31 protein-coding genes and 1 pseudogene are annotated in these 24,533 nt (G+C 67.2%); 18 read left to right on the plus strand and 14 right to left on the minus strand.

The window, feature by feature from the left end; genetic code table 11:
- Position 1: 1 nt before the first annotated feature.
- The gene (locus BLU27_RS09360) at positions 2-532 is read right to left on the minus strand and encodes a hypothetical protein (protein WP_092652439.1); all 531 of its coding nucleotides are present in this window, start codon (positions 530-532) and stop codon (positions 2-4) included.
- On the minus strand, positions 529-1,392 hold the full coding sequence (locus tag BLU27_RS09365; protein WP_206744645.1) for a carbon-nitrogen hydrolase family protein: 864 nt from the start codon (positions 1,390-1,392) through the stop codon (positions 529-531). The genes BLU27_RS09360 and BLU27_RS09365 overlap by 4 nt, the downstream gene beginning before the upstream one ends.
- A gap of 396 nt (positions 1,393-1,788) precedes the next feature.
- Between BLU27_RS09365 and BLU27_RS09370 the strand changes: the two genes are divergently transcribed.
- From BLU27_RS09370 to BLU27_RS09385, 4 genes and pseudogenes are all read left to right on the plus strand, one after another.
- Positions 1,789-2,709, plus strand: a complete 921-nt coding sequence (locus tag BLU27_RS09370) for an NADP-dependent oxidoreductase (RefSeq protein WP_092652443.1) — start codon at positions 1,789-1,791, stop codon at positions 2,707-2,709.
- A gap of 562 nt (positions 2,710-3,271) precedes the next feature.
- A pseudogene (locus tag BLU27_RS09375) lies at positions 3,272-3,445 on the plus strand (transposase); the annotation flags it as partial.
- Between the two features lie 67 nt (positions 3,446-3,512).
- Positions 3,513-4,253, plus strand: coding sequence for a phosphotransferase-like protein (locus BLU27_RS09380; protein ID WP_172804920.1), 741 nt, complete (start codon positions 3,513-3,515; stop codon positions 4,251-4,253).
- 10 nt (positions 4,254-4,263) lie between these two features.
- Positions 4,264-4,932, plus strand: coding sequence for a hypothetical protein (locus tag BLU27_RS09385; protein WP_092652447.1), 669 nt, complete (start codon positions 4,264-4,266; stop codon positions 4,930-4,932).
- Between the two features lie 96 nt (positions 4,933-5,028).
- Here the strand turns inward: BLU27_RS09385 and BLU27_RS09390 are convergent, their stop codons facing one another.
- Complete coding sequence (locus BLU27_RS09390) at positions 5,029-5,559, minus strand: AAA family ATPase (RefSeq protein ID WP_092652449.1); 531 nt, start codon at positions 5,557-5,559, stop codon at positions 5,029-5,031.
- 162 nt (positions 5,560-5,721) lie between these two features.
- On the opposite strand from BLU27_RS09390, the gene BLU27_RS30815 reads away from it, so the two are divergent.
- Together BLU27_RS30815 and BLU27_RS09400 are read left to right on the plus strand one after the other, a co-directional pair.
- Positions 5,722-5,847 (plus strand): hypothetical protein, encoded by a 126-nt coding sequence (locus BLU27_RS30815; protein ID WP_277869288.1) that lies wholly within the window; start codon positions 5,722-5,724, stop codon positions 5,845-5,847.
- Between the two features lie 1,370 nt (positions 5,848-7,217).
- Positions 7,218-8,696, plus strand: coding sequence for an MDR family MFS transporter (locus tag BLU27_RS09400; protein ID WP_241827875.1), 1,479 nt, complete (start codon positions 7,218-7,220; stop codon positions 8,694-8,696).
- Between the two features lie 87 nt (positions 8,697-8,783).
- Here BLU27_RS09400 and BLU27_RS09405 read toward each other — a convergent pair whose 3' ends face one another.
- Positions 8,784-9,149, minus strand: a complete 366-nt coding sequence (locus tag BLU27_RS09405) for a VOC family protein (protein WP_092652455.1) — start codon at positions 9,147-9,149, stop codon at positions 8,784-8,786.
- Positions 9,150-9,384: 235 nt separating this feature from the next.
- On the opposite strand from BLU27_RS09405, the gene BLU27_RS09410 reads away from it, so the two are divergent.
- Positions 9,385-9,915, plus strand: coding sequence for a hypothetical protein (locus BLU27_RS09410; RefSeq protein WP_092652457.1), 531 nt, complete (start codon positions 9,385-9,387; stop codon positions 9,913-9,915).
- Between the two features lie 62 nt (positions 9,916-9,977).
- Here the strand turns inward: BLU27_RS09410 and BLU27_RS09415 are convergent, their stop codons facing one another.
- The 5 genes from BLU27_RS09415 to BLU27_RS09435 form a co-directional block, all read right to left on the minus strand.
- Complete coding sequence (locus tag BLU27_RS09415) at positions 9,978-10,241, minus strand: hypothetical protein (RefSeq protein ID WP_241827876.1); 264 nt, start codon at positions 10,239-10,241, stop codon at positions 9,978-9,980.
- A gap of 43 nt (positions 10,242-10,284) precedes the next feature.
- Entirely contained in the window at positions 10,285-10,860 is a 576-nt protein-coding gene (locus BLU27_RS09420) for a TIGR03086 family metal-binding protein (RefSeq protein ID WP_092652459.1), read from the minus strand.
- Positions 10,847-11,317, minus strand: coding sequence for an SRPBCC family protein (locus BLU27_RS09425; protein ID WP_092652461.1), 471 nt, complete (start codon positions 11,315-11,317; stop codon positions 10,847-10,849). Before BLU27_RS09425 ends, BLU27_RS09420 begins: the two co-directional genes overlap by 14 nt.
- Positions 11,314-11,664, minus strand: a complete 351-nt coding sequence (locus BLU27_RS09430) for an ArsR/SmtB family transcription factor (protein WP_338417595.1) — start codon at positions 11,662-11,664, stop codon at positions 11,314-11,316. Before BLU27_RS09430 ends, BLU27_RS09425 begins: the two co-directional genes overlap by 4 nt.
- Before the next feature lie 129 nt (positions 11,665-11,793).
- The gene (locus tag BLU27_RS09435) at positions 11,794-12,768 is read right to left on the minus strand and encodes a phosphotransferase family protein (protein WP_092652463.1); all 975 of its coding nucleotides are present in this window, start codon (positions 12,766-12,768) and stop codon (positions 11,794-11,796) included.
- 127 nt (positions 12,769-12,895) lie between these two features.
- Here BLU27_RS09435 and BLU27_RS09440 point away from each other — a divergent pair, with 127 nt between their 5' ends.
- The 6 genes from BLU27_RS09440 to BLU27_RS09460 all read left to right on the plus strand — a co-directional run bounded on the left by BLU27_RS09440 (position 12,896) and on the right by BLU27_RS09460 (position 16,408).
- The gene (locus BLU27_RS09440; RefSeq protein ID WP_092652465.1) at positions 12,896-13,237 is read left to right on the plus strand and encodes an ArsR/SmtB family transcription factor; all 342 of its coding nucleotides are present in this window, start codon (positions 12,896-12,898) and stop codon (positions 13,235-13,237) included.
- A gap of 3 nt (positions 13,238-13,240) precedes the next feature.
- Complete coding sequence (locus BLU27_RS09445) at positions 13,241-13,747, plus strand: SRPBCC family protein (protein WP_092652467.1); 507 nt, start codon at positions 13,241-13,243, stop codon at positions 13,745-13,747.
- Positions 13,747-14,367, plus strand: a complete 621-nt coding sequence (locus tag BLU27_RS09450) for a dihydrofolate reductase family protein (RefSeq protein WP_092652469.1) — start codon at positions 13,747-13,749, stop codon at positions 14,365-14,367. Before BLU27_RS09445 ends, BLU27_RS09450 begins: the two co-directional genes overlap by 1 nt.
- A gap of 487 nt (positions 14,368-14,854) precedes the next feature.
- Positions 14,855-15,013, plus strand: coding sequence for a hypothetical protein (locus tag BLU27_RS28910; RefSeq protein ID WP_157728367.1), 159 nt, complete (start codon positions 14,855-14,857; stop codon positions 15,011-15,013).
- Positions 15,014-15,028: 15 nt separating this feature from the next.
- Positions 15,029-15,943 (plus strand): hypothetical protein, encoded by a 915-nt coding sequence (locus BLU27_RS09455; protein ID WP_092652471.1) that lies wholly within the window; start codon positions 15,029-15,031, stop codon positions 15,941-15,943.
- Positions 15,944-16,018: 75 nt separating this feature from the next.
- Positions 16,019-16,408 (plus strand): hypothetical protein, encoded by a 390-nt coding sequence (locus BLU27_RS09460; protein WP_092652473.1) that lies wholly within the window; start codon positions 16,019-16,021, stop codon positions 16,406-16,408.
- A gap of 306 nt (positions 16,409-16,714) precedes the next feature.
- Here the strand turns inward: BLU27_RS09460 and BLU27_RS09470 are convergent, their stop codons facing one another.
- Positions 16,715-17,356, minus strand: a complete 642-nt coding sequence (locus BLU27_RS09470) for a GNAT family N-acetyltransferase (protein WP_092652475.1) — start codon at positions 17,354-17,356, stop codon at positions 16,715-16,717.
- Between the two features lie 199 nt (positions 17,357-17,555).
- On the opposite strand from BLU27_RS09470, the gene BLU27_RS09475 reads away from it, so the two are divergent.
- From BLU27_RS09475 to BLU27_RS09490, 4 genes are all read left to right on the plus strand, one after another.
- A complete protein-coding gene (locus tag BLU27_RS09475) occupies positions 17,556-17,837 on the plus strand; it encodes an NUDIX hydrolase (protein ID WP_092652477.1) in 282 nt (93 codons plus the stop codon).
- A gap of 34 nt (positions 17,838-17,871) precedes the next feature.
- Positions 17,872-18,552: a DNA alkylation repair protein gene (locus BLU27_RS09480; RefSeq protein ID WP_092652479.1), complete on the plus strand. Its 681-nt coding sequence runs from the start codon at positions 17,872-17,874 to the stop codon at positions 18,550-18,552.
- Between the two features lie 170 nt (positions 18,553-18,722).
- Entirely contained in the window at positions 18,723-19,130 is a 408-nt protein-coding gene (locus BLU27_RS09485) for a VOC family protein (RefSeq protein ID WP_241827877.1), read from the plus strand.
- A 163-nt stretch (positions 19,131-19,293) separates the two neighbouring features.
- The gene (locus tag BLU27_RS09490) at positions 19,294-20,043 is read left to right on the plus strand and encodes a VOC family protein (protein ID WP_092652483.1); all 750 of its coding nucleotides are present in this window, start codon (positions 19,294-19,296) and stop codon (positions 20,041-20,043) included.
- 331 nt (positions 20,044-20,374) lie between these two features.
- Here BLU27_RS09490 and BLU27_RS09495 read toward each other — a convergent pair whose 3' ends face one another.
- From BLU27_RS09495 to BLU27_RS09505, 3 genes are all read right to left on the minus strand, one after another.
- Positions 20,375-20,926 carry an AAA family ATPase gene (locus tag BLU27_RS09495; protein ID WP_241827878.1) on the minus strand — a complete coding sequence of 184 codons (552 nt, stop codon included), beginning with the start codon at positions 20,924-20,926 and terminating at the stop codon, positions 20,375-20,377.
- A 299-nt stretch (positions 20,927-21,225) separates the two neighbouring features.
- Positions 21,226-22,104 carry a GIY-YIG nuclease family protein gene (locus BLU27_RS09500; RefSeq protein WP_092652485.1) on the minus strand — a complete coding sequence of 293 codons (879 nt, stop codon included), beginning with the start codon at positions 22,102-22,104 and terminating at the stop codon, positions 21,226-21,228.
- Positions 22,101-22,487: a VOC family protein gene (locus BLU27_RS09505; RefSeq protein WP_092652487.1), complete on the minus strand. Its 387-nt coding sequence runs from the start codon at positions 22,485-22,487 to the stop codon at positions 22,101-22,103. Before BLU27_RS09505 ends, BLU27_RS09500 begins: the two co-directional genes overlap by 4 nt.
- Positions 22,488-22,540: 53 nt before the next feature.
- Here BLU27_RS09505 and BLU27_RS09510 point away from each other — a divergent pair, with 53 nt between their 5' ends.
- The gene (locus BLU27_RS09510; RefSeq protein WP_092652489.1) at positions 22,541-23,536 is read left to right on the plus strand and encodes a helix-turn-helix transcriptional regulator; all 996 of its coding nucleotides are present in this window, start codon (positions 22,541-22,543) and stop codon (positions 23,534-23,536) included.
- Here BLU27_RS09510 and BLU27_RS09515 read toward each other — a convergent pair.
- The gene (locus BLU27_RS09515; RefSeq protein ID WP_092652491.1) at positions 23,522-24,484 is read right to left on the minus strand and encodes a LysR family transcriptional regulator; all 963 of its coding nucleotides are present in this window, start codon (positions 24,482-24,484) and stop codon (positions 23,522-23,524) included. The two genes, BLU27_RS09510 and BLU27_RS09515, sit on opposite strands and share 15 nt — an antisense overlap.
- Positions 24,485-24,533 lie beyond the last annotated feature (49 nt).

Here is a 24,533-nt window from a genome sequence, read left to right on the forward strand (position 1 = left end):
ACTACGTCGCAGACGTTAGAGGAAAGAGGCGCGCCCACTGCCTGCCCGAATGTGCGGCAGGGCATGGTGAAATGCGTCTTTTGCGGCCGCGGGTCGGCCATCCGGGTTGGGGAAGGATGCAAGCAGAGTCCGTCCATAGCCGGTCTGAGTGGTCTGCATGCATCATCGCGACCCGGGATCGGCTGGTCCCGAACACCTCGCTGACCCGGCCGGCGATGATGGCGTGGACGGTTGACTGGATGAACTCCACGGCCTGGTCGTCTCGTTCGTCGATCTCCCAGTTGCCGCTCGGGCCTTGGCCGGCTTCAAGCTGGAAGTCCGAACCGAAGTCGGTCAAGGTCACCGCCAGCGCGTCTGTCCGGGAAGGGATCAGTTCGGTCACCAATCCGCCGGTTCCCTCGACGTAGCTCTCCCACTGGCGGCGCACCGTGCAGGTGGGGCCGGGCTCGCGTTCAAGCTCTTCCGCGAAGGCGCGCAGCCGTCGTCCGATCGTGTCGGCAGACCACGCCGGCGCGGACTCCTCGGTTGTCACGGGCGCACGCTACCCCCGCCGGCATGACTTCCGAGCAGTTCGACCTTGCCGAGTCGGCTTCGCATTGTCGGAGCGTGGCGTGCTCGCCATGCTCGTCCGGAGTCGTAGGCCGGATGCACAGTCCGGTTGTCCGGGTCGAGGTCGGCAAATACGACCTGGGGTGTTCCATCGGCCACGCCACGGGCCAACCATCGGTCATCTGGGGCAGCGACTCCCGAGGGCGTAGCTCCCGGGGCGGTGCCAGGAACGGCGAACGCGATCCACATCTCCGTCAGCAGCGCGTACGCCAATGGTCGCCGATCATCCAGGGACTCCGCTGGTGGAGCATCGCTGTAACTGGCGAGCAGCACGCAGTCCATGCCCTGCGATTCGTACTCGATGAACACTTCCGGCATACGCGCCTCGACGCAGATGGCGCAACCGAAGCGCATCCCGTCCACGGTGATGACGGTCGCGTGGTCACCTGTTTCGTACAGGACCGCCGCCTCCCGGGGCGACAGAAACCGCTTGTCGTACCGTCCGACCAGGACTCCATCGTCGCCGATCACGTACAGACTGTTGAACGGTCGTTCGACACCGGGCTCGTGGTGTACCGAACCGACAACCGTCCACAGTGCGAGTTCCCCAGCATGCTCGATCGTCTGGTGCCGCTCCGCCGCGAGTAGCGGCCAGTCCACTCCTGACCAGTCCGCTTCCGCCAGCCGGCGCCAACTTGGGATACCCGTCAAAGCCGCCTCCGTGAAGAGGATGAGTCGCGCGCCACCGCCGGCCGCGACCCTCATCAACTCACGAACCTGGCGCCCCTGCTCCCGGATCGAGTCCGGGTCTGCGAAGTCCGTTGCTCCGACACCCTGCGCCACCGCGATTCTCACCACCGACATAGCGACGGATCATCACACGACCACACACACCAACGCTGGACCGACACGAGCCTCCAACTCGTGTCGTCAAGGTCCCGAGCGCGCTCAGTCGCAGTCTGGCGCGTCGTCTCCCCTTCCTCGACGGGCGTCCCGCTGGGCCAGCATCGCCGCAGGTCAGCACGGGGTTAGCGCCACTCATCGCCTCTTGGATCTGATGATGGGGGTTCGAGTCTTCCCACCCCAGCCATCCTCTGACCAGCGCATTTGTCGCCCTCGACGCAGTTCGCTGCCGATCGTCTGGGCCTCTACCCATGGCTACGCCATGAGCCCGCGCCCACGGGATGTCTGGCGGCACTATGGGCTGTAGGAGGTGACCGGTTACGAGAGGAGATCCAAATGCGTGCGGTGGTCTATCCCGAGTACAGCTCGGACCCGGCCATCCTGGAGGTGCGAGAGCTTCCCACCCCGAAGGTGTTTCCCGGCTCGGTTCTGGTCGAGGTGCGTGCCGCCGGCGTGAACCCGGTCGACTGGAAGGCGATGTCGGGCGGTCTCGACGCGTTGATCGACGCCGTGTTCCCGGTGATTCCCGGATGGGACGTCGCCGGGGTCGTGGTCGGTCTGGGCATGGACACGCCGGAGTTTCAGCTCGGCGACGAGGTGATCGCCTACGCCCGCAAGGACGTTCTGCGCGACGGATCCTTCGCCGAGCAGATGGCGATACCGGTGCACATGGTGGCTCGTAAGCCCGCCTCGCTCACCTGGGAACAGGCGGCGGGTCTGCCCCTGGCGGGTGGCACCGCGCTACGAACGCTCGACGCGCTGGAAGTGGAGGCCGGCCAGACGCTGTTGGTGCACGCGGCCGCTGGAGGTGTCGGCGGCTTCGCCGTGCAGATCGCCCGGGCTCGCGGAGCGCGGGTAATCGGCACTGCCTCCGAACGCAACCACGCCTACCTGCGCGAACTCGGCGCGGAGCCGGTCGCTTACGGCGAGGGTCTGGCCGATCGGGTCCGGGAACTGGCTCCGGACGGAGTCGATGCGGTGGCCGACTTCGTCGGAGGTCAGCTCGAGGTGACGCTGGCGGTGCTGAAGCCGGGCGGGCGCCACGCTTCGGTCGCCGATTGGGACGTCGAGGCCTACGGTGGCCGGATTATCTGGGTGCGGCCGGATGGTGCCCAAACGGCGCGGCTGGCCGCGCTTGCTGACGAGGGGCGCCTCAGAGTCGAGGTCGCCTCCACCTACGGCATGGACGAGGTAGCGGAAGCCTTCAAGGTCAGCCAGGGCGGTCACACTCGGGGCAAGCTCATCGTGGTTCCGTAGGCCGGTTGGCCACGCACCGGAACTCGACGAGCTACTCCGGGTTTCCCATCGGATCGCGGGTTTCTCTGAAGAGTCGGTCCGCCGTACAGATGAAGGTTCACGAGTACGGCGGTCCGCAAGCGGAGGAGGACACCGAGATCGGGGTCGGGCCGGGCACGTCGTTCTGGGTTCGCGTCTGGGACAAGGAGCCGCACAACAACGGCTCGGTCACGTATTCGTGGCATGGCTTGTGGCATGAACTGGTGTCAGCTTTTGGCGAACGGTGGGCTTGGTGGGGGAGTGAGTGGGGGTGTAGTTGCTGGTGGAGGGCTGGTTGGGTGTTGGCGGTGGTTCTCGTAATGCGTAGGTCGTGGGTTCGATTCCCACAGGCGGCTCCCATCGAAAGCCCCAGGCCAGCGCCATGATCACTGTCCTGGGGCTTCTTCGTCCCCGGCGGAGGTCGCGGGAAATGCCCCCGAGATGCCCCCGACCTTCCCGGCGGCGGTCCATGGGTTGACGTCCAGCAGGTGCCCGTACAGGTCCATCGTCATCGAAGCGGTGGCATGCCCCAGCACTCGCTGAACCACCTTTGGATGGAGCGTACAAGGGGCGCAACGTCATCGAGCGTTCTTTCAACGTCCTGAAACAGTGGCGAGGCTTGGCCACCAGGTACGACAAGCTCGCCCTGACCTACCGCGGCGGTGTCGTGCTCGGCGCGATCATCAGCTGGCTACGCGAACTGGGAGACACGCCCTAGACGAGGATGCCTGACATGTCCTTCTCTCTCGGACCAACCTGAGCCAGCGACGCGCAGGCGCGTCATCGTGCTCAACGGAATCCCCTGCTCAGGCAAGTCGACGCTCGCTCGGGCCTTTCAAGCCGACATGGACGAACCATGGCTCGGCATCGACCTGGATACCTTCACGCCCAACCTTCCACCGAGGCGCACATGGTCAGAGCCGAAGGTGCTCAGGCGGATCGTGGCTGGAGGCAATGCTGCGGTGGCCGCCGTGGCCGAGGCTGGCAACGACGTCGTGATTGAGCTCGTCGCTAGAAAGGACCCGGGTGCGAGCTTCGTCCTCGACGATCTGTTTGAGCGCCTGGCAAGCTTCGAAGTCGTCCTCGTCTACCTGCGCTGCTCGTTCGAGTCCGCAAAGAGATGCGAGCCTTCGCGCGCGGACGAGATGAAGGGCTTGGTCGAGCGCGACTACGGAAACGTCGAGGACGAGTCCTTCGACATTCTGGTCGACACTGACGCACTCAGTGTTCCGGAGCAGGTGAGACGGCTGACACCAGCCCGCACTTCGCCGCTGCGGACACCTGGACGCGTGCCGCGTACACCCCTTGGGGCATACCGGCGGACATCCTCGCTTCGCCCCCCCGCATGCACGGCACAGCCCGACGGGCACGGCCGCGTCTTGTGTAAGAGAGCCCCGCAGTCGTGCGGATACTCGCAACCGTGTCGCCACGCGGTGCGCTGCAGTACACATGCGGCAGATCAGGAGATACGAAGCGGGCGAACAACAGCCGTTGTTTCTTACGCGCGGCACCGGGAGACGGTCTAGCCTTGCGGCCGTGGCGATGCTGATCGCGGTGTGGGGAGCATCGGCCGGCATGGGCAAGTCGACGCTGTGTGCGGGCCTGTCCTATTGGCTGGCCGACGCGGGCCTGAAGGTGGACCACTTCCGTGAAGAGGAGATCCTCACCCGGCCGCAGTTCGGTGCAGTGGCCGACATGTTCCGGGCGACCGGCACCGTCGACGTGGAGACGTTGATGGCCGCGTCCGCCGAGTTCGTGTCGGCGGTCCTGGAGAGCGGCGATGATGTCGTGGTCGCAGACGCGTTGGTACCGTTCGTCCCGACGCTGCTGGCCATGAACTACCCCGACGAGACGATCGACGCGTTCATGACCGATCTCACCGAGGTGCTCGCACCGCTCTCTCCGGTGATGGTCTTTCTCGACGGGCGCGCCGAGATCGGATTGTCCCGAGCAGCAGCAAGAGAAGACGATAAGTGGCTGGGCTGGTACGTCGACAAACTCGGCCGGTACGAGGTCACTCCTCCGGTAACCGACGTCGCGTCGGCGGTGAGGTACCTCCAGCGGGAGCGTGCGGTGACCCTCGACGCGGTTCGCCGTAATGGCTGGCCCCTTGTGATGATCGAGCACGCCGACGAGCGGTCACCAGTTGAGGTGCTCCAGGTCGCGCAGCGCAGTCTAGCTCCAAGGGTGGGCGGCATCGTCTGAAGCATGTCGGCGATCCTCGTCTGCGCGATGGAAACACCGTAGACACCGGCCAAACCCACTGCCCCTTGACTGCCCGCAGAACCTTGCGCCGCCCGATCAGCCAGGCGGCCCAGACTTGATGTGGCACAGGATGGTGTCGACGACCTCGCCAAGGGACTGGTCGCCGTCGACAAGCGTGGCCCCAAGCGACTGCCACATTGCGGCAGACTTGGTGTGGCTTTCGAGAATGCCGGCCAACTCATCCGGGTGCTTGCCGATGTTGTTGCTAGTACGAGTAATCAACCGATGCATGATCGTTTCCACGGTCGGATTGATCACGAAGACGCTATCGAAAAGGTGCAGGTTCTCCTTCGTGTTCGAAGTGATAGCAGCGACGAACACTGGGTCACCGGAGTCGAACAATTTCCTGAGAGCCTGAAGGTCCCAATTCCAGTGGTAACGCTTGGTGTCGAGTGGGGCAGGCGGCCAGTTCTGAAGGCTAATAGCCTCACCGGTCGCCATGTCGTAAAGGCTTGTAACCTCCGGCATGGTGTCAGTGTTATAGGCCGTGTAGCCCCTCCGCTGAAGTTCTTCGGCCACGGCGGTCTTGCCAGCGCCGGAGGAGCCGGTGATCAGGTAGACGCTCACACCACCAGAGTCTGACTCACGCGTACACGAGCAACCCACTGGGGACCCACGAGGCCGGCAGCCGCCTTGCCTGTTCCCTCCAGGAGCACGGCAGCTGTATGCGCTGGATCCGTAGTAGCCGGCTCGATTACCAATCGGTGTGTGGCCTGGCAAGATCACGCTATGAGCCGTCACGACCCGGGGATGCCGACGTGGGCCTGGGTCCTGCTCGTGGTCTGCATCTGCCTGCCCGTGCTCACCTTCATCGTGATGATGGCGGTCTTCGTATCGATGGCCGGTGACCCATGAGACACCTGTCGCACTGCTTCGTTGGGTGCCCTCCCACCGCGCCGCGTGGTCTCAGTTGTGGTCTCAATTCCCACTCGTTCGGACCCGTGCAGAGCTCCCACCAAAGCCCAGGCCAGCACCATGATCACTGTCCTGGGGCTTCTTCCTCTCCGGCCACTGATGCAGCCGCCCGGTGCCAGCCCACGGACCGCTTCCAACTCGACTCCCGCAGCGGCCCACCTCGGGTGCGGCGAAGAGCCACTCCTGAGGCGACTTGTCGGCCGTCCAACGGTCGATGACGGGCACGAGCTCGGCGGCCAGCGGGACCGTGCGGGCTTGGGCGGTCTTCACCGTGTTCACGTAGAGCCGGCCGCCGCCGTTTCTGGCGAGGAGGCCGAACGCCGGCGGCTACGTTCTGACTGATCCGGCCGTTAGCCACCGCGTGCTCCAGGATGGACCTCAGCGTCGTGAGCGCACGGGCCGCTGTGGCCACATCGTGAAGGCAGCGCCTTCTCGTAGCACCTGATCAGCGGTACGCCGACGTACTTCCCGTAGGGCTCGGCGGACAGGTATCCACAGCGTTCGTAAAGGGCGCTCGCTTCCGGCTGTCGCACGCCCGTCGCCACCTTCAGCGTCCTGTAGCCCGAGCGACTCGCCAGGTCCTCCAGACAGCCACGAGATACCGAGCCTCCGGATGAACGGCCGACCGGCCCTCAGATCCGTACCGATCCACCAACTCGCTGAACGCAGCGGCGAGCAGCTCCGACAGGTCGGGATCCATCGGGAGACGTTCCTCGATCAACACGCCGTCCATGCCAGGAGACCCCAGGCTGACGTCTCCGTGCCCTCCGCGTGCCCCAAGCCAGGGCCGATCATGGTCCGCAACGGTCAACAACGGTCAGAACGAGAGGACCTGACCAGGGGCAGGACCTACGCTCAGCGCAGCGGAGACTGCGAGGTTCCTCTGCAAGACAGGGGTGGGCCGACGCGATGCTCCACGTAGCCGTCCCCTTACGTGCCCCGAACAGCCCTCACCAGCCGTTAATGATCAACGCTCGCCACCGTCGAACCACGCAGCGGCAGCGAGTCGAGGCGACGACCGGGGCACGAGAGTCAACGACGCCGGCGGGAAACGTCAAAGAGCTCCCGAGCGGGGGCAACAGGTGCGGGTGTATACCGGCATGGACCCTGTGAGGAAGAGGCCTCGCTGATCTCCGCGCTGACCTTCGGCCATCCCGAGACTCGGATGCATCGGGCGCGCGGTTCTCAGGAATGCATGTCGTCACCGATGACTTGTAGGCAGTGCGCCGGTCTGATCTAGCATGACCGCGACTTTCGAGGCCGTCAGCCGTGACGCTGGCTGCGAGGACACTTACTCCGAGCGAGGAATCATGCCAGCCGACGCAGCGACGGTGACCGCAGACGCGCCCGGCCGCACCCCTGTGGTGATCCGGCTGCTGATGCTGGCGACCTTCGTGGTGATCCTCAACGAGACGATCATGATCAACGCGATTCCGCGACTGATGGTCGACCTGCACGTCACCGAGCAGGCCGCGCAGTGGGTCTCCACCGCGTTCATGCTGACGATGGCCGCGGTCATCCCGGTCACCGGCTGGTTCCTCCAGCGAGTCTCCACTCGCCGTGCCTACGCCACCGCGATGGGTGTTTTCCTTGTTGGTACTGCGATCGCTGCGGCCGCGCCGGTCTTCGAGGTGCTTCTCCTCGGCCGCGTCATCCAGGCCGTCGGCACGGCGGTGATGATGCCGTTGCTGATGACGACTCTGATGACCGTGGTGCCCGACAGTGATCGAGGCCGAGTGATGGGCAACGTGACCATGGCAATCTCGGTAGCCCCCGCCCTGGGGCCGACGGTCTCGGGTCTCGTCCTGCAGCACGGCTCTTGGCGGATCCTGTTCCTGCTTGTGTTGCCGATAGCGGGCACAGTCACCTGGCTCGGCCTGCGCCGCCTCGAAAACGTCGGCGAGCCGCATTCCAGCAGTATCGACTGGCTCAGCGTGATGCTGGCTGCTCTCGGTTTCGGTGGGCTGGTCTATGGACTCACCCAGTTCGCTGAGGCCGGGGCCGCCCGGTCGGTCATGGTCGTCGTGGGTGGGCTGGCCGCGATCGGGGTCTTCGTGATGCGCCAACTGCGTCTGCAGCGCGCTGACTCGCCCCTGATGGACCTGCGCACGCTGCGGCACGCGACATATGCCAAGGGGCTGATCCTGATGTCGGTGGCGTTCATGGCGATGATGGGCTCGATGATTCTGCTGCCCCTCTTCTTGCAGAACCTCCGCGGCCTGAGCCCGCTCCAGACGGGCCTGCTGGTGATGCCCGGTGGCGTGGCCATGGGTCTGCTCGGCCCGCTCGTCGGGCGGTTGTTCGACCGGTTCGGTGGGCGGGTGCTGGTGGTTCCCGGATCCTTCGGGATCGTGGCCGCGCTCGCCGGCTTCACCCAGGTGTCCATGACGATGCCGTACTGGCAGGTGCTCGGGCTGCACATGCTCCTGATGGTGTCGCTGGCCGCCGTTTTCACACCGGTCTTCACGCTCGGGCTGGGTGCCCTGCCGCCGCACCTGTACTCCCACGGCAGCTCGATGGTGGCCACCTTGCAACAGGTCGCCGCAGCCTTCGGTACCGCGCTGGCGGTGACCGTGGTGACCATGCGTGCCGACCAACTGACGACCAGCGGAGTCACCGCCGGCCTCGCCCAGCTCGGCGGGATGCGGCTCGCGTTCCAGGTCGGCGCGGTTCTCGCGATCGTCGTGGTCGCGGTCGCATTGCGGCTGCCCCGGCGGTCAGACCAGAGCCACGACGCCACGCCCGAGACGCCGTACGACGAACTGGACGAGCTGGAGCCGGCCTGCTGAAACCCACGACGGTCGGACAGGCCCGGGCAGCGCGTCGAACTCACCGTCGACCTCTACAAGAGGATCTGGCTGCGCTGAATCCGCGCGTCAGTTGTCCTGCAGCGCCCCCCACATGTTGCCCTCGGGGTCGAGGAACTTCAGGACCCAGTGATGACCATCGTCCTGGTAGGTGGTGATCCTCACCCCCGACGACGCCAGCCTGTCGTGGAGCTCGTGTATCCGAGTGGTCCGGTAGAGAAGAACCGGGAAAGTCTCGCCCGCAACGGTGAAGTTGGCTCGCCCTGCGTCGTCGGTCTGCCACAGCATCAGGAACGGCCCGTCCTCGGAACGAAGGAACGCGTGGCGCCCGTCAGGTGGCGCCGCAGTAGTGAAGCCGAGGTACTCCTCGTACCACGCGACTGCAGCGTCGACATCTCGCACGGGAATCTGTACGTGGTAAAGAGACGTCAGCAACTGATCTCCTCCGAAGCGGCTCCGCGTGACGACCTGCCCGCGGTTCGGCGACCGTACCGCGGGCCACCCCCAGGCCCCGGTCGGCGAGTCCCGAAGTCGATCATCGGTACGTGGGATCGGGGCCGCGCCCAGGCGGGAGCACCTTCAGGCGAAGCCGGGCGGCCCCGGTCGTCCAGGAGCGGCGTGGGGCAGGAGCTCATGCCCGTCACCTGAAGGGCTCTGTCATGATCCCGGCATGAAGCCGGCTCCCAGGTGGATGCCTTCGGTGGTCGCGCTCGGCCTGCTGGCCGCGGTCCTCGTCTTCTGGCACGCCACCACGCCGGCCGCCCCACCCGAGCCGCCTGGACCGTCCACTCGGGCGTACGTACGAATGCACCTGGATGTGGTCCGCGGCGTACGGATGGTCCTGCCCGTCACCCTGCCCGCTGGATACGACTACCCCACGTCGTACCACTACGCCACCGCGCAGATCGCAGACGACCAGACAACGGTGTCAGGTCACGATCGCGCCGACTCCCGCTCTGTGGTCTTCTACCCGGCCAGGAACAACGCGCGCGCGGATCTGACGATCGTCATCCTGTGCGTCCAGTCGGCCGAGCTGAAGGATGAGCTGTGCCCTTCCATAGCCGACTCCCGGCACCTGCAGCGGCACTACCGGCACATGCGAGTCGCCATCTACGCAACGGGAAAAGCCCACTGGGACGTCGACGCCTGGAAGAACGTCCAACTCACCGCCGACCTCAACCAAATCCGCTGGCTGCACTGAAGCCCCTCGTCGTGCCTGCCGACCAGACCGGTTGAAAGCAACCGGTCCCCGAACCGGCGAGGTCACGCGGTCCAGTTCAGGAACTGGTCCCCGAACCACAGGACCGCGTACCACCACGCCAACCCCAGGAGGGGTAGAGCGAGGGTCAGTAGCGGCCGGCGGCGGAACGACCGCAAGGCGGTGAGGAGCAGCAGGCACCAGACCACGACGAAGACTGTCACCGCCCACCACGGTGCGACGAGTCCGCTGACGACGTAGAGAAGCAGCAACGGGACGAGGCCGATCAGCCCCAGCCAGCCCACGGTGACCCGCGCAGGATTGTTCACGAAGCCAAACCAGGGATCTGAGCGCCGGCCCGACGAATACCGGTCAACGCGGTGTCCAGAACGGGTCGCGGCCGATGAAGCCGAGCATCCTGGTTTGAGGGTCGGCATCGTCGGGAGTGGCTACGGCTGGACCGTACTGGCCCGATGACCGCAGCAGGTCGTCGATCGGCTCCATGCCGCTCAGCAGCGCCGCGCAGAACTCGGGCTCGAGCTGGTCATCCTGCCCGGTGGCGCGGGCCAGGTCCCAGGTGTGCATGAACACGTCGGAGGTGTAGAATTGGTCGATCGCCCGGTCCAGGGGCACTTCACCGATGTGCGGGTTGGACAGCAGCCGTTGCGGGGTCTCCGGGTCATCCAGCAGCGCCTGGACCGCGGCGCACTGCGTTTCCCAGGCCGCGACCGGGTCGTCGTCCACGCTGGGTCCTGCGGTCAGTTCGATGCCGGCGCCGGCGGCAAGAAAAGGTGGGAACCACTCGACCAGGTGGCGTACCACGTCCCGAGCGTTCCAGCCGGCGACCGGCGCAGGAGCGTCCCAGTCCTTCGCGCCCCGGACGCGGTCTCTGAATCCGCCGGCGATCTCGCGGTGTCGCTCAGCCGGGAGCAGGTCAAACAGTGCCATCGGACAGCATCCTTTCGAGTTTGGAGTAGCCATCTTCGACGCCGGTCTCCATACCGCTCTTCAGCCAGGCGTCGCGTGCCTCGAAGCTGTCCACCAGAGACTGGGTGCGCAGCCCGCTTCGGCCGTTGCCGAGGTCGTCGAACATCAGTGTTTCCAGGGCCACCCCGTCGGGTTCGCCCTCGTAGGTGAAGGTCTGCACGATCCGGTCGGCGCGTACCTCGTGGAAGCAGCCGCGGAACCCGTACTCCGCTCCGTCGCCGGCGATGGACACGTACCGGAAGCTGCCGCCGGTACGTGCGTCCCAGACGTCGATCCGTGTGCGCATGGTTTCCGGTCCTACCCACTGCCTGAACAGGTCGGCGTCGGTGTGTGCCCGGAACAGTTGCTCCGGCGTCGCCCGGAACTCGCGTGCGATGCGGATGATGGGGACCGCGGGGTCCGCCTCGATCCTGGTCATGCCTGGGGCTCCCTGTGTTCGTCGGCCTCGCCCATCCCGGTCAGTACGCGGTCCAGGCGCTGGTAGCGGTGCTCGGCCTTCCGGCGGTACTGCTCGAGCCATTCGTCCAACAGGTCGAGCGCGCCGGTCTCCAGATGCACCGGCCGCGGCTGCGGGCCGCGCAACCGACGCACCATGCCCGCCTCCTCCAGCACCCGCAGATGCTTGTACACGGCCTGGACGCTGATCTGGTACGGCTCGGCGAGCTGGTTCACCGTGGCGTCGGCGACCGAGAGCCGGGCCACGATGTCGCGGCGGGTCGGGTCGGCCAAGGCGGTGAAGACCCTCGACAGGGTGTCGGCCGGCACCAGTCCCCCTTTCAACCGATTGGTTTAAACGGCAAGGTAGACCCGTGAATGTGTCACCGTCAAGGGACAGTTGCCGGCAGGCCTGCGCGGCTTCCTTCGGTCGGTCCGATGTGGTCGGCGGTTGCCTGCTCAGGCGCCGGTCGAGGGCAGGGGACCGCGTTCGAGGATCTCGGCGAGCAGTTCGGTGGTGGCGGTGAGATGTTCCTGCTTCCAGGTACCCAGGCTCCACCCCAGGTGGGTGAGGCCGATCTGCAACTCGTAGCAGTGGTGGCGTACGGCGGCGTCGACGAGGGCGCTCTGGTCGGCTCGCAGGTCCGGGTCCTGGAGGAGTCCGGACAGCGGGTCGACGGCGGCGATCCCCGGGTAGAACACCGGACCCCAGACGCTGCACCAGGCGGCGTCGTAGAGGAAGTCGCCGCGTACAGAACACTTCCAGGAAAGCACCGCCTGAACCCGGCGGCAGTCCGGGCTCACCAGGACGTTGCCGTGCAGGAGATCACCGTGAATGAGATCGCGGCGCTCGGGGCACGCCTCGATCAGTGTCGCCACCCGCTCGCAGACGGCCGTGGACAGGGCCGCGAGCTTCGGGTCGGCGTCCAGAGCCGCCCTCCAACCGGGCGCCCGACCCCCCGGATCGTCCATCAGCTTACCGAGGACGAAATCCCGCCAACTGCCGACCGGTGCACCGGCCGGGTGCCACATCACCGGGGTACCGGGGGATGCGGGTACCCGGTAGAGCGCGACGAGCAGTCGGGTGAGGGTGGGAGCGACGGCGTCGGCGCGCTCGACCGGTGTGTCCTCCAGGAACCGCCCGTGATGGCGTACCGAGATGGCGTACGCCAGTCCGGTCGGCGTGGCCCCCACCTCCCTGACCTCGGGCACCGGCAGATCCGGTCCGCTGAAGGCCATGGCCATCCGGTCGGCTTCGTACCAGGAACGTTCACGACCGAAGCGGATCACCAACTCTTCCCCGCCCGCACGGTAGGCCCATGCCGATGACCACGCACCGCCGGTGAGGGGCTCCAGGTCGCCGGCAGTGCCGCCGGTGCCGCCGGAGTGCAGGGCGAGGAATGCCGCGACCTCTTCGCGCTCGGGATGTTGCATCCCGCCAGTATCCGCCCACCTCGTCCGCGGAGCTTGGGACGACAAGGCCACGATCGTCCATCTGACAAGACCTCGCCTGATTCATGCTCGCCTTGACGCATTCCGATATGGGCATATGATTGCGGCCATGGCACGAGCGGCGACGACCTCGGACGTCTTCAACGCGATCGCGGAGCCGCAGCGCCGGGAGATGCTGGTGCTGCTGCGGGCGGGTGAGCGGCCGGTGACCGACCTGGCCCGGGAGCTGGGGATGAGCCAGCCGCGGGCGTCCAAACACCTGCGGGTGCTTCGAGAGGTCGGGCTGGTGCGGGACCGCAAGGCGGGCAAGCAGCGCCTGTACGGCCTGGACGCCCGCGGGCTGCGGCCGGTTCACGAGTGGACCGGCGGGTTCGAGCGGTTCTGGAACGAGAGCTTCGACCGGCTGGACGCCTACGTGCAGGACCTGAAGCAGGCAAGGCAGGAGGGATGACCGATGGCAGGGGCAAGGCGAGATTGGCAGGCAGAACCGGCGACGGCCGACCGGGAGATCGTGATCTCCCGGGTCATCGACGCTCCACGAGACCTGGTGTTCGAGGCCTTCACCGAGGTCCGGCACCTGTCGCGGTGGTGGGGACCGGAGGGGTTCACCACGACCACGCAGTCGTTCGAGTTCCGCGTCGGCGGTGAGTGGGACTTCGTGATGCACGGACCGGACGGGACGGACTACAGCGAGTGGATCTCGTGGACGGAGATCGCCCCGCCGGAGCGGATCGCGCTGCTGCACGGTGAGTCCCGCGGTGACCCGAACGCCTTCACGTCGGTCCTGACGTTCGCGCCCGACGGTGCGGCGACCCGGCTCGAGATGCGTACGGTCTTCCCCACCAGGGAACTGCGCGACGAGGCCGTCGAGAAGTACCACGCGATCGAGGGCGGCCGGCAGACCCTGAACAACCTGGCTGCCTACGTCACCGAGATCGCTCGCTCGGGAGCGGAGGGCTGATGTCCGGGAAGGTGTTCTTCAGCGTGTCGATGTCGCTGGACGGGTTCATCGCACCCGAGTCATCCGAGGAGTTGATGGGGCGCCAGTGGATGGAACTGCAGCGGTGGGTGTTCCCGCTGCGGTTCTTCCGGGAGAACCTGAAGCTCGGCAAGGGCGGCGAGGAAGGGCGCGACAACGACATCGCACGGGAGACGTTCGAGCGCACCGGCGCGAGCGTCATGGGCAAGCGCATGTTCGACGCCGGTGAGCGGATGTGGCCGGAGGAGGCGCCCTTCCACACCCCGGTCTTCGTCGTGACGCACGAGAAGCGTGACCCGTGGGAGCGGCCGGGCGGGACCAGCTTCCACTTCGTCAACGACGGCATCGAGGCCGCGCTCGGCCTGGCCCGCGAGGCCGCCGGCGACCGCGACGTCCGCATCGCCGGCGGCGGCGCAACGATTGTGGAGTACGTGAACGCCGGCCTCGTCGACGAGTTCTCGATCGCGCTCTCCCCCGTACTGTTCGGCTCCGGAATCCGCCTGTTCGAAGACGTGGACGCGGGCCGCATAGCTCTGGAGCCGGTCCGCGCGGAGCCCTCCTCGAGGGTGACGCACCTGAGCTACGCCGTCCGGGAGCGGTAGGCGCTCGGCGGGCGCATCAGATCAGCGGCTCTGGGTAGCTCGAAGGGACGTCAGTCGCTACTTCGTTGCGTTCGCCTGTCGTCCTCACGTCGATCCAGGGCCGCTTCACTCTCCTCGGCTTCTCGTTCGTGTCTCGCGACGGTACGGTCCTCCCTCCGCATCGCCGCAGCACGATCACGCCACAGGTCAGGTGAGCGCCACTCCTGCAGGCACTGGTCGAATTCCTGGGCAGACCGACTACGAAGGTCCGCGGCAGCCTGACGCAGCCTCTCCTCCCGCTCCCGCAGCTGACGAAAAGTCTCGTCGTACTCAGGATCACCATCGGGGGGCGGGTCCGTGCCCATGCCTGGAGTCTAGGCACGTCGTGAACTGATGATCGAGCCCCATCGCGCCGACAACGCCGTCGGCGGGTGCGAAGTGCCCGAACCACCCGATGTGACCGCGAAATCCCCCGCAGATTCGGCGCACTTGGCAGTACTGTCTGCGCATGCTCGCACTTGCCGGTCTTGCGCTCGTCCTGGTGGTCGCGGCTCTCAGCATCAACAAACTGCTGCCGCGACGGGCGCCGACCTGGCTCCTGATCGTGGTGGCTCTCGCTCTGGCCCCTGTCATCCTGTACGTCGTCACGCGACCGTACAGCGCATAGAGAGATGGGTGACCGGTGGCAGTTGACTGGCCCCGAGAGGAGATCGTCGCGGCGAGCCGTACCCACCTGCTGAGGCCCGGCGCGGTGACCGAGGGGTACGCCGGGGTCGAGGTGGTCGAAGAGGCCGAGGCGATGCTCGTGGTGTTCCGTTGGCGTCGTGATCCGAACGTCTACGCGCTCGAGGTCGACTACCCGACGGTGCCGGAGAGCCCGATGACAGGGGAGCCCGTTGACTCGGCCGAGGAGTGGGCGCAGGACCTGGAGATGCATCTGGCCGAGGAACTGGGAACCGGGCTGGTCCACCGCGGCCGCCGAACCCTCCGAGAAGGCCACGTCCTGTTGAAATCCGACGACGCTCCCGACGCTCCCGCCGCCGGCCCGCCCGGCTTCTACATCGGCTCGGTGCCGTTCGACGACCCCGATCTACGCCAACGCCCGGCTGGACGGCGACAGTTCGAATACGTCCGGCTGGAGGTTTCCGCCTTCCTCAGGGCCGGATGGAACAGGCTCCTCGGGCGCGGACGGTATTTCACGTCGATCACCTTGTCGGCGGAGTCCTCCGGCTTGTCCGAGACCGAGTACTGGCCGACCGAGCCGGCGATGAACGACACCATCCCCAGACGGTTGCTCGGGAGGGGGCGTCTCGCCTGCTGGGTCCAGGCGTACTCCATCAACAGCGACATGTTGGTGGGACAGGCCGCGGCATCGTGGGAGGACGACGAACACGATGTCGCCCGCATCGAGTTGCTGTACACGCTACCCGCGATTCCGTCGGAGGTCCGCTACGCACTGGCACGCCACGTGATCGTCGCGGCGGCGGAGGTGGGCGCTCTCCGAGTGGTCACCTCTGTCGATGATCCAGTCCTGCGTCGACTCGGTTTCCGACCTTCGAGCACCGGGGACTTCGCGGTCCAGACGACTCACGAGTAGGCACGCAGACATCACGCATGCATCAAGCTGTACCCGGATACGGTCAGCGGCGGATCCGTCAGGAGGGGTGTCGGTATGGACGTCAGGCGGGTCTGGCGTTCCTCGCCGGGGTGGATGTTGGCCGGCTATTCGCTGGTTCTGTTGCTCCTGCTGGTCTACATCCGGATCCTGGGCGTCGTGCTGGGGGCCGACTCGCCACTTGGCGCGGAACCGGTGGCGATGCTGATCTCCGCAGGACTCGCCTTGCTCGTGTGGCGCCGGAGCCGCCGGGCGTGGCGTGTCCTGGTTGCCCTGACTGCCTGGATGTCGTTCGGGCTCCTCTTCCACAGCGACCTGACCACGTACAACTTCCCACTGTTCTTGGCTTGTGGGGCCCACGTGGCGATCTTGCTGTCGCCTGCCGTACGCACGCATGTGGCGCGTCCAGTGGTGCCGGCCCCGTCCCGTGCACCAGATGGGGGGTGACCCGAGGCGGGCCAGTTCACATCCCGAAGCGAGCTTCGCTGCTCTCGGGCGACTTCGACGTCCCGGTGACGATCGGGGTGTTCGTCGGCCCGGGTGTTTTCGCCGGTTCCGAGAATGCGAAGAACCGCAGCGCCGAGTACGACACGTTCGACGACCGCTAGGTCAACTTCCTCCTGACAGAGATCGTTCCTCAGGTTCACAGACAGGTACTCGATTGCCGACGATCCGGACCGCTGGGGCATCTGCGGTGGCAGCAGCGGAGGCAACTGCGCCTTTACGGCCGGGTAGGCTGTGGCGATAGGGGCCTCAGCGCGCCCGAGTGGGGGACGACCGCTCCCACTCTCGTCGCAGCAGCACGCACACCGTCATGGGGGGATCCCCGTCCCTCCCTTCGAACTCCTCGCTCCAGAGTTCACCGGCGTACCGCAGGCCGATCCGTTCCATCACGGCGTGCGAACGGACGTTGCGACGATCCGTGCACGACACCACGGCCCGCATCCCGAGGACGTCGAACGCATAGGCCAGACCGGCGCGGCCGATCTCGGTCGCGTAGCCGCGGCCCCAGTACTGGTGCCGTAGCGCCCAACCGAGCTCCAGCCAGTTCGCGTGCACCACGGATGGGTGAGGAACTTCGTGCGCGACGTCCACCCACGGCTCTGCCGGCAGGAACCTGTAGACCCGCCCCCAGTCGTCGTCGAGCGGTGTGCGGCCAAGGCCACCGCGGCCGACGACCTCTCCACTCACCCGGTCGTACGCGATCCACTTGCCAACGCCGTGCGAACGCCATGATTCGCCCATGGACTTGGCCCATCGTTCGACCTGCTCTCGGCTCGGCATCGTGCCGCCGTACCAGGGCCACACCTCGTCGTCGCCATGCACAAGCCACAGGTCGTCGGCATTGTCCGGACCGACCGGTTCGAGCCGCAGGCGCTTCGTGAGCTCCGCCATGTCGCAGGACGCTAGCGACATGCCATGGCGGACTCAAAAGGATTGCCGGAGAAGAGGCTGGTCGGTGGCCCCTCACCCCCACAGCGTGCGGCCCGGATCGTGCCGCGGGGAGCGCTGACAGCGCACTCCCTACCTGGATCGGCTGAGTAGCTGCGCAGACGCCGGTCGCGGCCAGGAGGCTGCCGCGACCGGCGTGGCTATGGTGTGGCGATGGGTTCAGGGAAACTACGACAGCGAGTCGGGGTGGGGTGGACTTCGGCAGGGAGAAGCATCCGAGGACGCGGTGCTGCGGGAGCTTGCGGAGGAGACCGGCCTGGCGGGCGACGTTCGGCGCCTGGTCGGAGTCCACTCCAACGTCTACCGCTCTGCCGAGGGCAGCGTCCACGGCGTCAGGTTGATCTACCTGATGACGACGAGCGCTGTTGTCGCGCGCGGCGGCACCGAACTCGACGCGGCCCGATCCGCACGAAGTCCTTCATAGTTTGAACCCCGTACGGCATGGACAGGAGGCTGAGGTGGCCGAGGAAACGCTGCCTGACCCGGCGGTGACCGAGGTGATGGCCGAGTTGGCCGCGCTCGAGGACCCGAAGACACGCGCGGTCAACCACAAGCACGGTGACGACCACGGTGTGAACCTCGGCAAGCTGCGCGCACTGGCGAAACGACTGAAGACGCAGCAGGAACTCGCGCGCCGGCTCTGGGAAACCGGCGACACGGCAGCGAGGCTGCTGGCGCTGCTGATCTGCCGTCCGAAGGCCTTCAGTCGTGACGATCTGGACGTCATGCTGCGTGAGGCGCGCACGCCGAAGGTGCACGACTGGCTCGTGAGTTATGTGGTCAAGAAGAGCCCGCACGCAGAAGAGCTACGCCTGGCGTGGTTCGCCGATCCGGATCCGGTGGTCGCGAGTGCCGGCTGGGCACTGACCACCGAACGGGTTACGAAGAAGCCGGAAAGCCTCGACCTCGAAGGTTTGCTCGACATCATCGAGGCGCAGATGAAGGACGCCCCCGACCGCCTTCAGTGGGCAATGAACGCGTGCCTCGCACAGATCGGGATCGACCACCCCGAGCACCGCGACCGAGCGCTCGACATCGGCGAGCGACTGGAAGTGCTCAAGGACTACCCGACGCCGCCGAACTGCACCTCTCCGTACGCGCCTGTCTGGATCAACGAGATGGTGCGCCGACAGCGTTGAGTGCACCCGGGCATCGCGGGGACTTTCCTCTGTGGCAGAACCTGGGGCACCGTGGCCGCCTTGTTCCTCTGCATGTGTCAGGTTGCCGTTCGCGCAGGCCAGCCGGCAACGCGCGGGCTGGACCGCACTGGTGCTTGAGTGTGCTCCGACGGCCTGCGATGGTTGGCGTCGTGACCCGACGCCCCCAGCCGTACCTTCGTGGTGAACTCGTCGTCGTGATCGACTGTTCGGATCTCGAACGCTCGGCGGAGTTCTGGACCAGCCTGCTGGGATACACACGTGCCGGTGCCGCCGTGGAGCCTTACCAGAGTCTGGCGCCTCCAGACGGTGGCTTCGAGTTGTTGCTGCAGCACGTGCTGGAGGCCAAGCAGGCGAAGACCCGCGTTCACCTCGACCTGCGGACGAGGGACCTCGAGGCCGAGGTCGAGCGCGCTCGATCGCTTGGCGCCGCCGTCCTGACCGAGGAGCCCATCGTCGAAGAAGGATGGGGCTGGCACGTTCTGGCGGATCCGGACGGCAACGAGTTCTGCGTACTACAACCTCCGGAGTCGTACTGGCGCGACCACGGCTCCTCGTGAGCCGGAGTCGAAGCCCGGTGAGGACACGTGGAGGCCCGGTCCGCGAGGAAATCTCGTTGCGCGGTGAGGGCATTGCGCCTAGCGTTCGTTCCTCCACGGGGACACTGCGGACGCGCCACTCCGCGCGGGCCTCGAGTCGGTGGATCAGGAGGTGCGGAGCCGAATGACCTGTCATCTCGACGCGCTCTGCTTCGACGCGAACGACCCAGCTCGGCTGGCGCGGTTCTGGGCCGGACTCCTGAATTGGGAGATGGCCGACGACCCGCAAGGCGGCATTGCGCTCCTGCCGAGTGACGACACCGGTTTCAGGCTTCGGTTCCTGCCGTCCCAGACGCAGAAGACGGGCCCGAACTGGACGCATTTCGACCTGACCAGCACGTCCCCGGAGGACCAGCAGAACACGGTGGCGAAGGCACTCGAGCTCGGCGGCCGGCACCTCGACATCGGCCAGGGGCCGGACGCCGCTCACGTCGTGCTCGCCGACCCGGAGGGTAACGAGTTCGACGTGATCGAGCCGGGCAACAACTTCCTTGCCGACTGCGGGTTCATCGGTGCGCTCGCGAGCGATGGTTCGCAGGAGGTCGGCTACTTCTGGAGCGCGGCGCTGGACTGGCCGCTGGTCTGGGACCAGGACCAGGAGACCGCGATCCGCTCACCCCACGGCGGGCCGAAGATCACGTGGGGCGGTCCGCCGCTGGCGCCGAAGACGGGCAAGGAACGGCTGCACTTCGATCTCGCCCCGCCCGTGGACGGTGACCAGCAGGCGGAGGTCGACCGCCTCGTCTCCCTCGGCGCGACCCGCGTCGACATCGGTCAGGGCGACGTCAGTTGGGTCGTCATGGCCGACCCCGACGGCCACGAGTTCTGCGTACTGACGCCGCGACGACCCCTGACCAACCCCTCAGGCAGGTGACGCGACGCGCTCGGGCGCGCTGGCCTCGTGCACGAAGCGGTTGATCGCGTCGGCCACCTGGGCGGGCTGGTCGACGCCGTCGCGCGAGTCTTCGTCCACGTAGTCGCTCTGCCCGCAGACCGTCGTAAACCTTGGTACGCCGCACCTGCGATGCCGGCTCCCGCTGTGACCAACGCCGCCCGTTTCACCAGCCTGCGTATCGTGATCATCTCCTCGCTTCTCGCCGCTGCCGAGGCCAGCCACACCAACACCACGTCAGCACCGCATCCACAGAACGCAGAGCCTTGTGGTGCAGGCATTCCCGCCCCAGGTACCGGGCCTGCTGATCAACTCACTTCAGCAGGGCGCGATGGGCGGCTTCCCGGACGAGCATCTCGGCGGTCGCCTCGGGGCTGAGGGTGGAGGTGTCGAACCACCAGCCGACGTCGCTGAAGTCCTGCCGCAACTCGGCCTCGAGCCGGTGGTAGCCGTCGAACTCCCATCGCTCACTCAGCTCACGTGTCGCGTTGCGCTGCCGGCAGACCTCCACCGTGGGGGCGAGGGTGACCAGGTGGACGGGTCGCGGCGCCATCAGGCCCACCAGGAAGTCGAGTTCTGCCAGGTCGGTCACGAGCTGGTCGAGCAGTACGGTGAAGCCGAAGTCGACATAGTGGTTCGCCAGGCTGGACAGGTTCCGGTCGCAGAGCTCCGCCTGCCGCTTCGCTTCGGATACCGGCTCGCCCAGGCGCCAGACGCGACCGCTGAGGATCATCTCGTTCACGTCGTCGGCCTTGATCCGAGCGGCGCGAGGCAGCAGGCGGGCGGCCAGCCCGGTCACCGTCGACTTACCCGCCCCGGGCATCCCGGACACGATCACGCAGCCCTGCAGCTCTTCTCCGATCACGGCCACGATCGTGCCGAGGCGCCACAGCGTCGGCAACCATATTTCGACCAGAACGCCGGCGGAGCCCTCCCGAGCGACTTCGAGGCCTCAGTGCTGGACGAGTCCGGCAACCGGGACCGCGGCTCCTTGAGCAGTCAGTCCAGCTCACCCCGGCGTACGCAGGAACTCCTCCTCGCCGGCAGGGTCCGCGCCGCGCAGCAGGGCCGAGCACCGTTGCACGACGTCCGCGGCCCCGTAGTGTGCGCAGGCTTGCCGGACGTGTTCCCGCGGTGACCGCCCGAGCCTCCATGACGTCGACCCTAGCCCGACGGGTCGACGACCGGGCTGATCTCCGCACGGACAAGGCGCCGGTAGGTCTCGACGTCGAGAACCGGCGCGCGTACGCCGTGCCGAAGCCGACGTGCACGCACCAGCTTCGGCCCGGCGGCGAAGAACCCGAGCGCGGCGGCCCGGTCCCGGCGCAGCGCCGGTTGCATGTACGCCGGCCGCCGGGACGCCGCCTGCGACAGCCGGTCAGCCAGTCGAGAACTCGTTCCGAACAGAAAGCGGTGCAGGTCGTCGCGTATCCCCGCCGGCGCCGCGACGGTGAACGTCGTCGGCGCCGATCTGGTGATCGAGGCCGGCACGTGCAGGCCGTCCCCGGAAGCCGCCCACAGCAGACGAACAAAGGCGGTGTAACCGTCGCTGCAGGTGACTCCGAGCCGGGAACCCATTCCCTTGCCCAGATGGGGAAAACAGCCATAGGCGCGTCCCACCCTGGAGGGCGCCGGTTCGAGCGTGAAGGCGAGCGTTCCTTCCGCCGTCTCGGTCACCACGACGTACGGGACGAGGGCGTCCCTGGATCTCAACCCCGGTGAGCGCAGATCCGGGTCGCCGTTGAAGGGCGGGCGAAGCGCGAAGATCAGCTCCTCCTCCCGCCAGAACGCGGCCTCCTCGTCGACGGCGGGCTCCCAGACGACCCGGCGTACGAGGTCGTACCTCTGGTGCAGCCGTGACCCAGGCTCCTTCGTCGCCGCGTGCCGGCCCAGCCGCTGACGGATGTTCGTCGCCTTCCCCACGTAGAGAATCTCGTCGTTCTCGTCGAGAAAGAGGTAGACGCCAGGGTGGCGAGGGGCCTGCGCGGCGGCCGTCCTCAGCACGCTGAGCCCCTCGTCTGCCCAGCCGTTCGGCTCGATCATCCTTCGAGATCCGTGGGCGGAAGCCAGCAGATGCAGAACGGGTGGCCGGCGGGGTCGGCGTAGATGCGCACGCCCGTGTGGGCTTCGGCATTGTCCCTGGCCCGCAACACTCGACCGCCGAGCTCGAGGACCTTCTGGTGTGCGGACTCGAGGTCCGCGGTGTAGAAGTCGAGATGGATCTGCTGTTGCGGGGTTCCGTCGGGCCAGTCGGGCGGGACGTGGTCCGGCGCGTGCTGGATGGCGAGCGCCCAGCCGCCGTCGACCCAGACGTTGTGCCACCGATCGCCGCCCTCCACGGTGCCGTCGAGCAGCCCTGCCCAGAAGGCGCTCTCCGCGCCGACATCCGCCGCGTCCAGAACGATCTGCCGGTACTTGAACCTCATGCCGGGACCATAGACCCGTTCGCGGCCGGATCCTGGCCGCGAAGCAGGAGAAGATGGCGGTCATGGATCCGTCCGTACGTCTGCTCCGGTTGCTGTCGCTGTTGCCGTCCCGACCCTGGTGGTCCGGCCGGGAGCTGTCATACCGGCTGGGCGTCTCGCCTCGCACCCTGCGCCGGGACATGAACCGGCTCCGCGAGCTGGGCTATCCCGTCCAGGCCACTGGGGGGCAGGCCGGCGGGTACGCACTCGGAGCGGGCGGCAGCCTGCCGCCGCTGTTGCTGGACGACGAGGAGGCGGTCGCGACCACGCTGGGGCTGCAGCTGGCCGCGGCGGCTGCGGTCGCGGGCATCGAGTCCGCCGTCGCCGCGCTTGCCAAGCTCGTTCAGGTACTGCCGCCGCGGCTACGCGAACGGGTGCGGGCGCTGCAGGAGGCGACGGTCCAGGTGCCGGCACCGCCGCAGCTGCCCACTGTCGACCACGCCGTACTCACCTTGCTGGCCACGGCATGCCGGCGTACCGAAGGAGTCCGCTTCTCCTACACCGACCACGGCGGGCGGGTCAGTACGCGCGATGCTGCGCCACACCAGATTGTCCGGTCCGGAGGACGGTGGTACCTCGTCGCGATGGACCGCGACCGGCAGGAGTGGCGTACGTTCCGGATCGACCGGATCGCCGAGCCGGAGCTCACCGGTCAGCGCCACCGGCTCGCAGATCCGCCGGATGCGGCGGCGATGGTGCTGGCCGCGACGAAGCTTGCCGTCCGGAGGTACGGGGCGCACATCCTGCTCGACCTGGAGTACGAGGAGGCGGCGCGTGCGTTCCGCGCCCAGATCGTCGAACCGGCACCGGAAGGACGGACCCTCCTGCGGGTGACCGGCGACGACCTGCCCTCGCTCGCGGCCTACGCGGCCGGTCTGTCGTACGACTTCGAGGTTCTCGACCCACCTGAGCTACGCGCCGAACTGCACCGCCGGGCGCTGGAGATCGCCGCCCGGCACGCCGCCCCGCGGCCCGCCGAAGCCGAGCCACAACAGCTAGGACGACGGTGAGGTGACCGGCGCGGCGCCGGTCCAGGTGGGCAGCCACAGATCGTCGGTCGTCTCTGTCCCGGACCGGTTGCGGAGGTAGCGGAGCAGCATCGGCAGGGCGTCGTGCGAACCGTGTGCGGACCAGAGCGGGTGGAGCGGATACACCGGCGCGGGCGCCACGACGGGTATCCGTCGCAGGTCGTACGCCGCCGGCCACAGGTAGCGGCTGCCCTGGCCGACGAGGGTGGCCAGGCGCGGTGAGTACGCGAGTTCGTCGAGGAGTGCCTCGTTGCCGAAGTTCGGGGCGACGGAATCGATCGTCAGCCCGAAGGTGGCGACGAGTTCGCGGTAGTAGGTCCCGGGCTCGCTGGCGGGCGGCATGGGGAACATCCAGATCGGGTGGTCCACCAACTCGGCAAGGGTGACTTGACAGTGGTCCGCGAGCGGGTGGCGAGGGCCGACGAGAAGCTCGTGCCGGTCGTACAACGCCGGCCCCGCGCGAAGCCCGGCCGGGGGTCGGCCCGCCGTCGCGGCCAGCGCGCGGAAGGTGAGGTCGACGGTCCCGTCGGCGAGGGCGGCGAGCGCGTCGTCGCTGTCGAGGACCGGCAACGTCACGACGTCCAGATCGATCTCGGGGTTCTGCTGGTGGAATGCCCTCAGGAGCATGGCGGGCGCGATGCGCCGGTTGAGCACGTCCACGCGCAACGCCCGGCGGGCAGGCAGCACCGACGCCACCGCGCGGTTCTCGACGCGCAACAACTCGCGGGCGTGGGGGAGGAACGCCTGGCCGTCGGCACTGAGGCGGACGCCTTTCGGTCCGCGCACGAACAGCCGTACCCCCAGATCGCGCTCGAGCGCCGTGATCCGTTTCGACACCGCCTGCTGGGTGATGGCCAGCTCGTCGCCGGCTGCCTGGAACCGGCCGGTGTCGGCGACGGCCACGAAGGTACGAACGGCGTCGAGGTCCACCGGCCGAACCTATCGTCACTACTCACCGCAGCTCTCCAGAACTCTTCCC

This window comes from Actinopolymorpha singaporensis (assembly GCF_900104745.1).
Taxonomy (GTDB): Bacteria; Actinomycetota; Actinomycetes; order Propionibacteriales; family Actinopolymorphaceae; genus Actinopolymorpha; species Actinopolymorpha singaporensis.

Bases quoted from the DNA above. Each gene is read 5' to 3' on its own strand.
- BLU27_RS09370 (WP_092652443.1), top strand. From the start codon at position 1,789: ATGCGTGCGGTGGTCTATCCCGAGTACAGCTCGGACCCGGCCATCCTG.
- BLU27_RS30815 (WP_277869288.1), top strand. From the start codon at position 5,722: ATGAGCCGTCACGACCCGGGGATGCCGACGTGGGCCTGGGTCCTGCTC.
- BLU27_RS09400 (WP_241827875.1), top strand. From the start codon at position 7,218: ATGCCAGCCGACGCAGCGACGGTGACCGCAGACGCGCCCGGCCGCACC.
- BLU27_RS09410 (WP_092652457.1), top strand. From the start codon at position 9,385: ATGAAGCCGGCTCCCAGGTGGATGCCTTCGGTGGTCGCGCTCGGCCTG.
- BLU27_RS09420 (WP_092652459.1), bottom strand. From the start codon at position 10,860: ATGGCACTGTTTGACCTGCTCCCGGCTGAGCGACACCGCGAGATCGCC.
- BLU27_RS09425 (WP_092652461.1), bottom strand. From the start codon at position 11,317: ATGACCAGGATCGAGGCGGACCCCGCGGTCCCCATCATCCGCATCGCA.
- BLU27_RS09435 (WP_092652463.1), bottom strand. From the start codon at position 12,768: ATGCAACATCCCGAGCGCGAAGAGGTCGCGGCATTCCTCGCCCTGCAC.
- BLU27_RS09440 (WP_092652465.1), top strand. From the start codon at position 12,896: ATGGCACGAGCGGCGACGACCTCGGACGTCTTCAACGCGATCGCGGAG.
- BLU27_RS09445 (WP_092652467.1), top strand. From the start codon at position 13,241: ATGGCAGGGGCAAGGCGAGATTGGCAGGCAGAACCGGCGACGGCCGAC.
- BLU27_RS09450 (WP_092652469.1), top strand. From the start codon at position 13,747: ATGTCCGGGAAGGTGTTCTTCAGCGTGTCGATGTCGCTGGACGGGTTC.
- BLU27_RS28910 (WP_157728367.1), top strand. From the start codon at position 14,855: ATGCTCGCACTTGCCGGTCTTGCGCTCGTCCTGGTGGTCGCGGCTCTC.
- BLU27_RS09460 (WP_092652473.1), top strand. From the start codon at position 16,019: ATGGACGTCAGGCGGGTCTGGCGTTCCTCGCCGGGGTGGATGTTGGCC.
- BLU27_RS09470 (WP_092652475.1), bottom strand. From the start codon at position 17,356: ATGGCGGAGCTCACGAAGCGCCTGCGGCTCGAACCGGTCGGTCCGGAC.
- BLU27_RS09475 (WP_092652477.1), top strand. From the start codon at position 17,556: ATGGTGTGGCGATGGGTTCAGGGAAACTACGACAGCGAGTCGGGGTGG.
- BLU27_RS09490 (WP_092652483.1), top strand. From the start codon at position 19,294: ATGACCTGTCATCTCGACGCGCTCTGCTTCGACGCGAACGACCCAGCT.
- BLU27_RS09500 (WP_092652485.1), bottom strand. From the start codon at position 22,104: ATGATCGAGCCGAACGGCTGGGCAGACGAGGGGCTCAGCGTGCTGAGG.
- BLU27_RS09505 (WP_092652487.1), bottom strand. From the start codon at position 22,487: ATGAGGTTCAAGTACCGGCAGATCGTTCTGGACGCGGCGGATGTCGGC.
- BLU27_RS09510 (WP_092652489.1), top strand. From the start codon at position 22,541: ATGGCGGTCATGGATCCGTCCGTACGTCTGCTCCGGTTGCTGTCGCTG.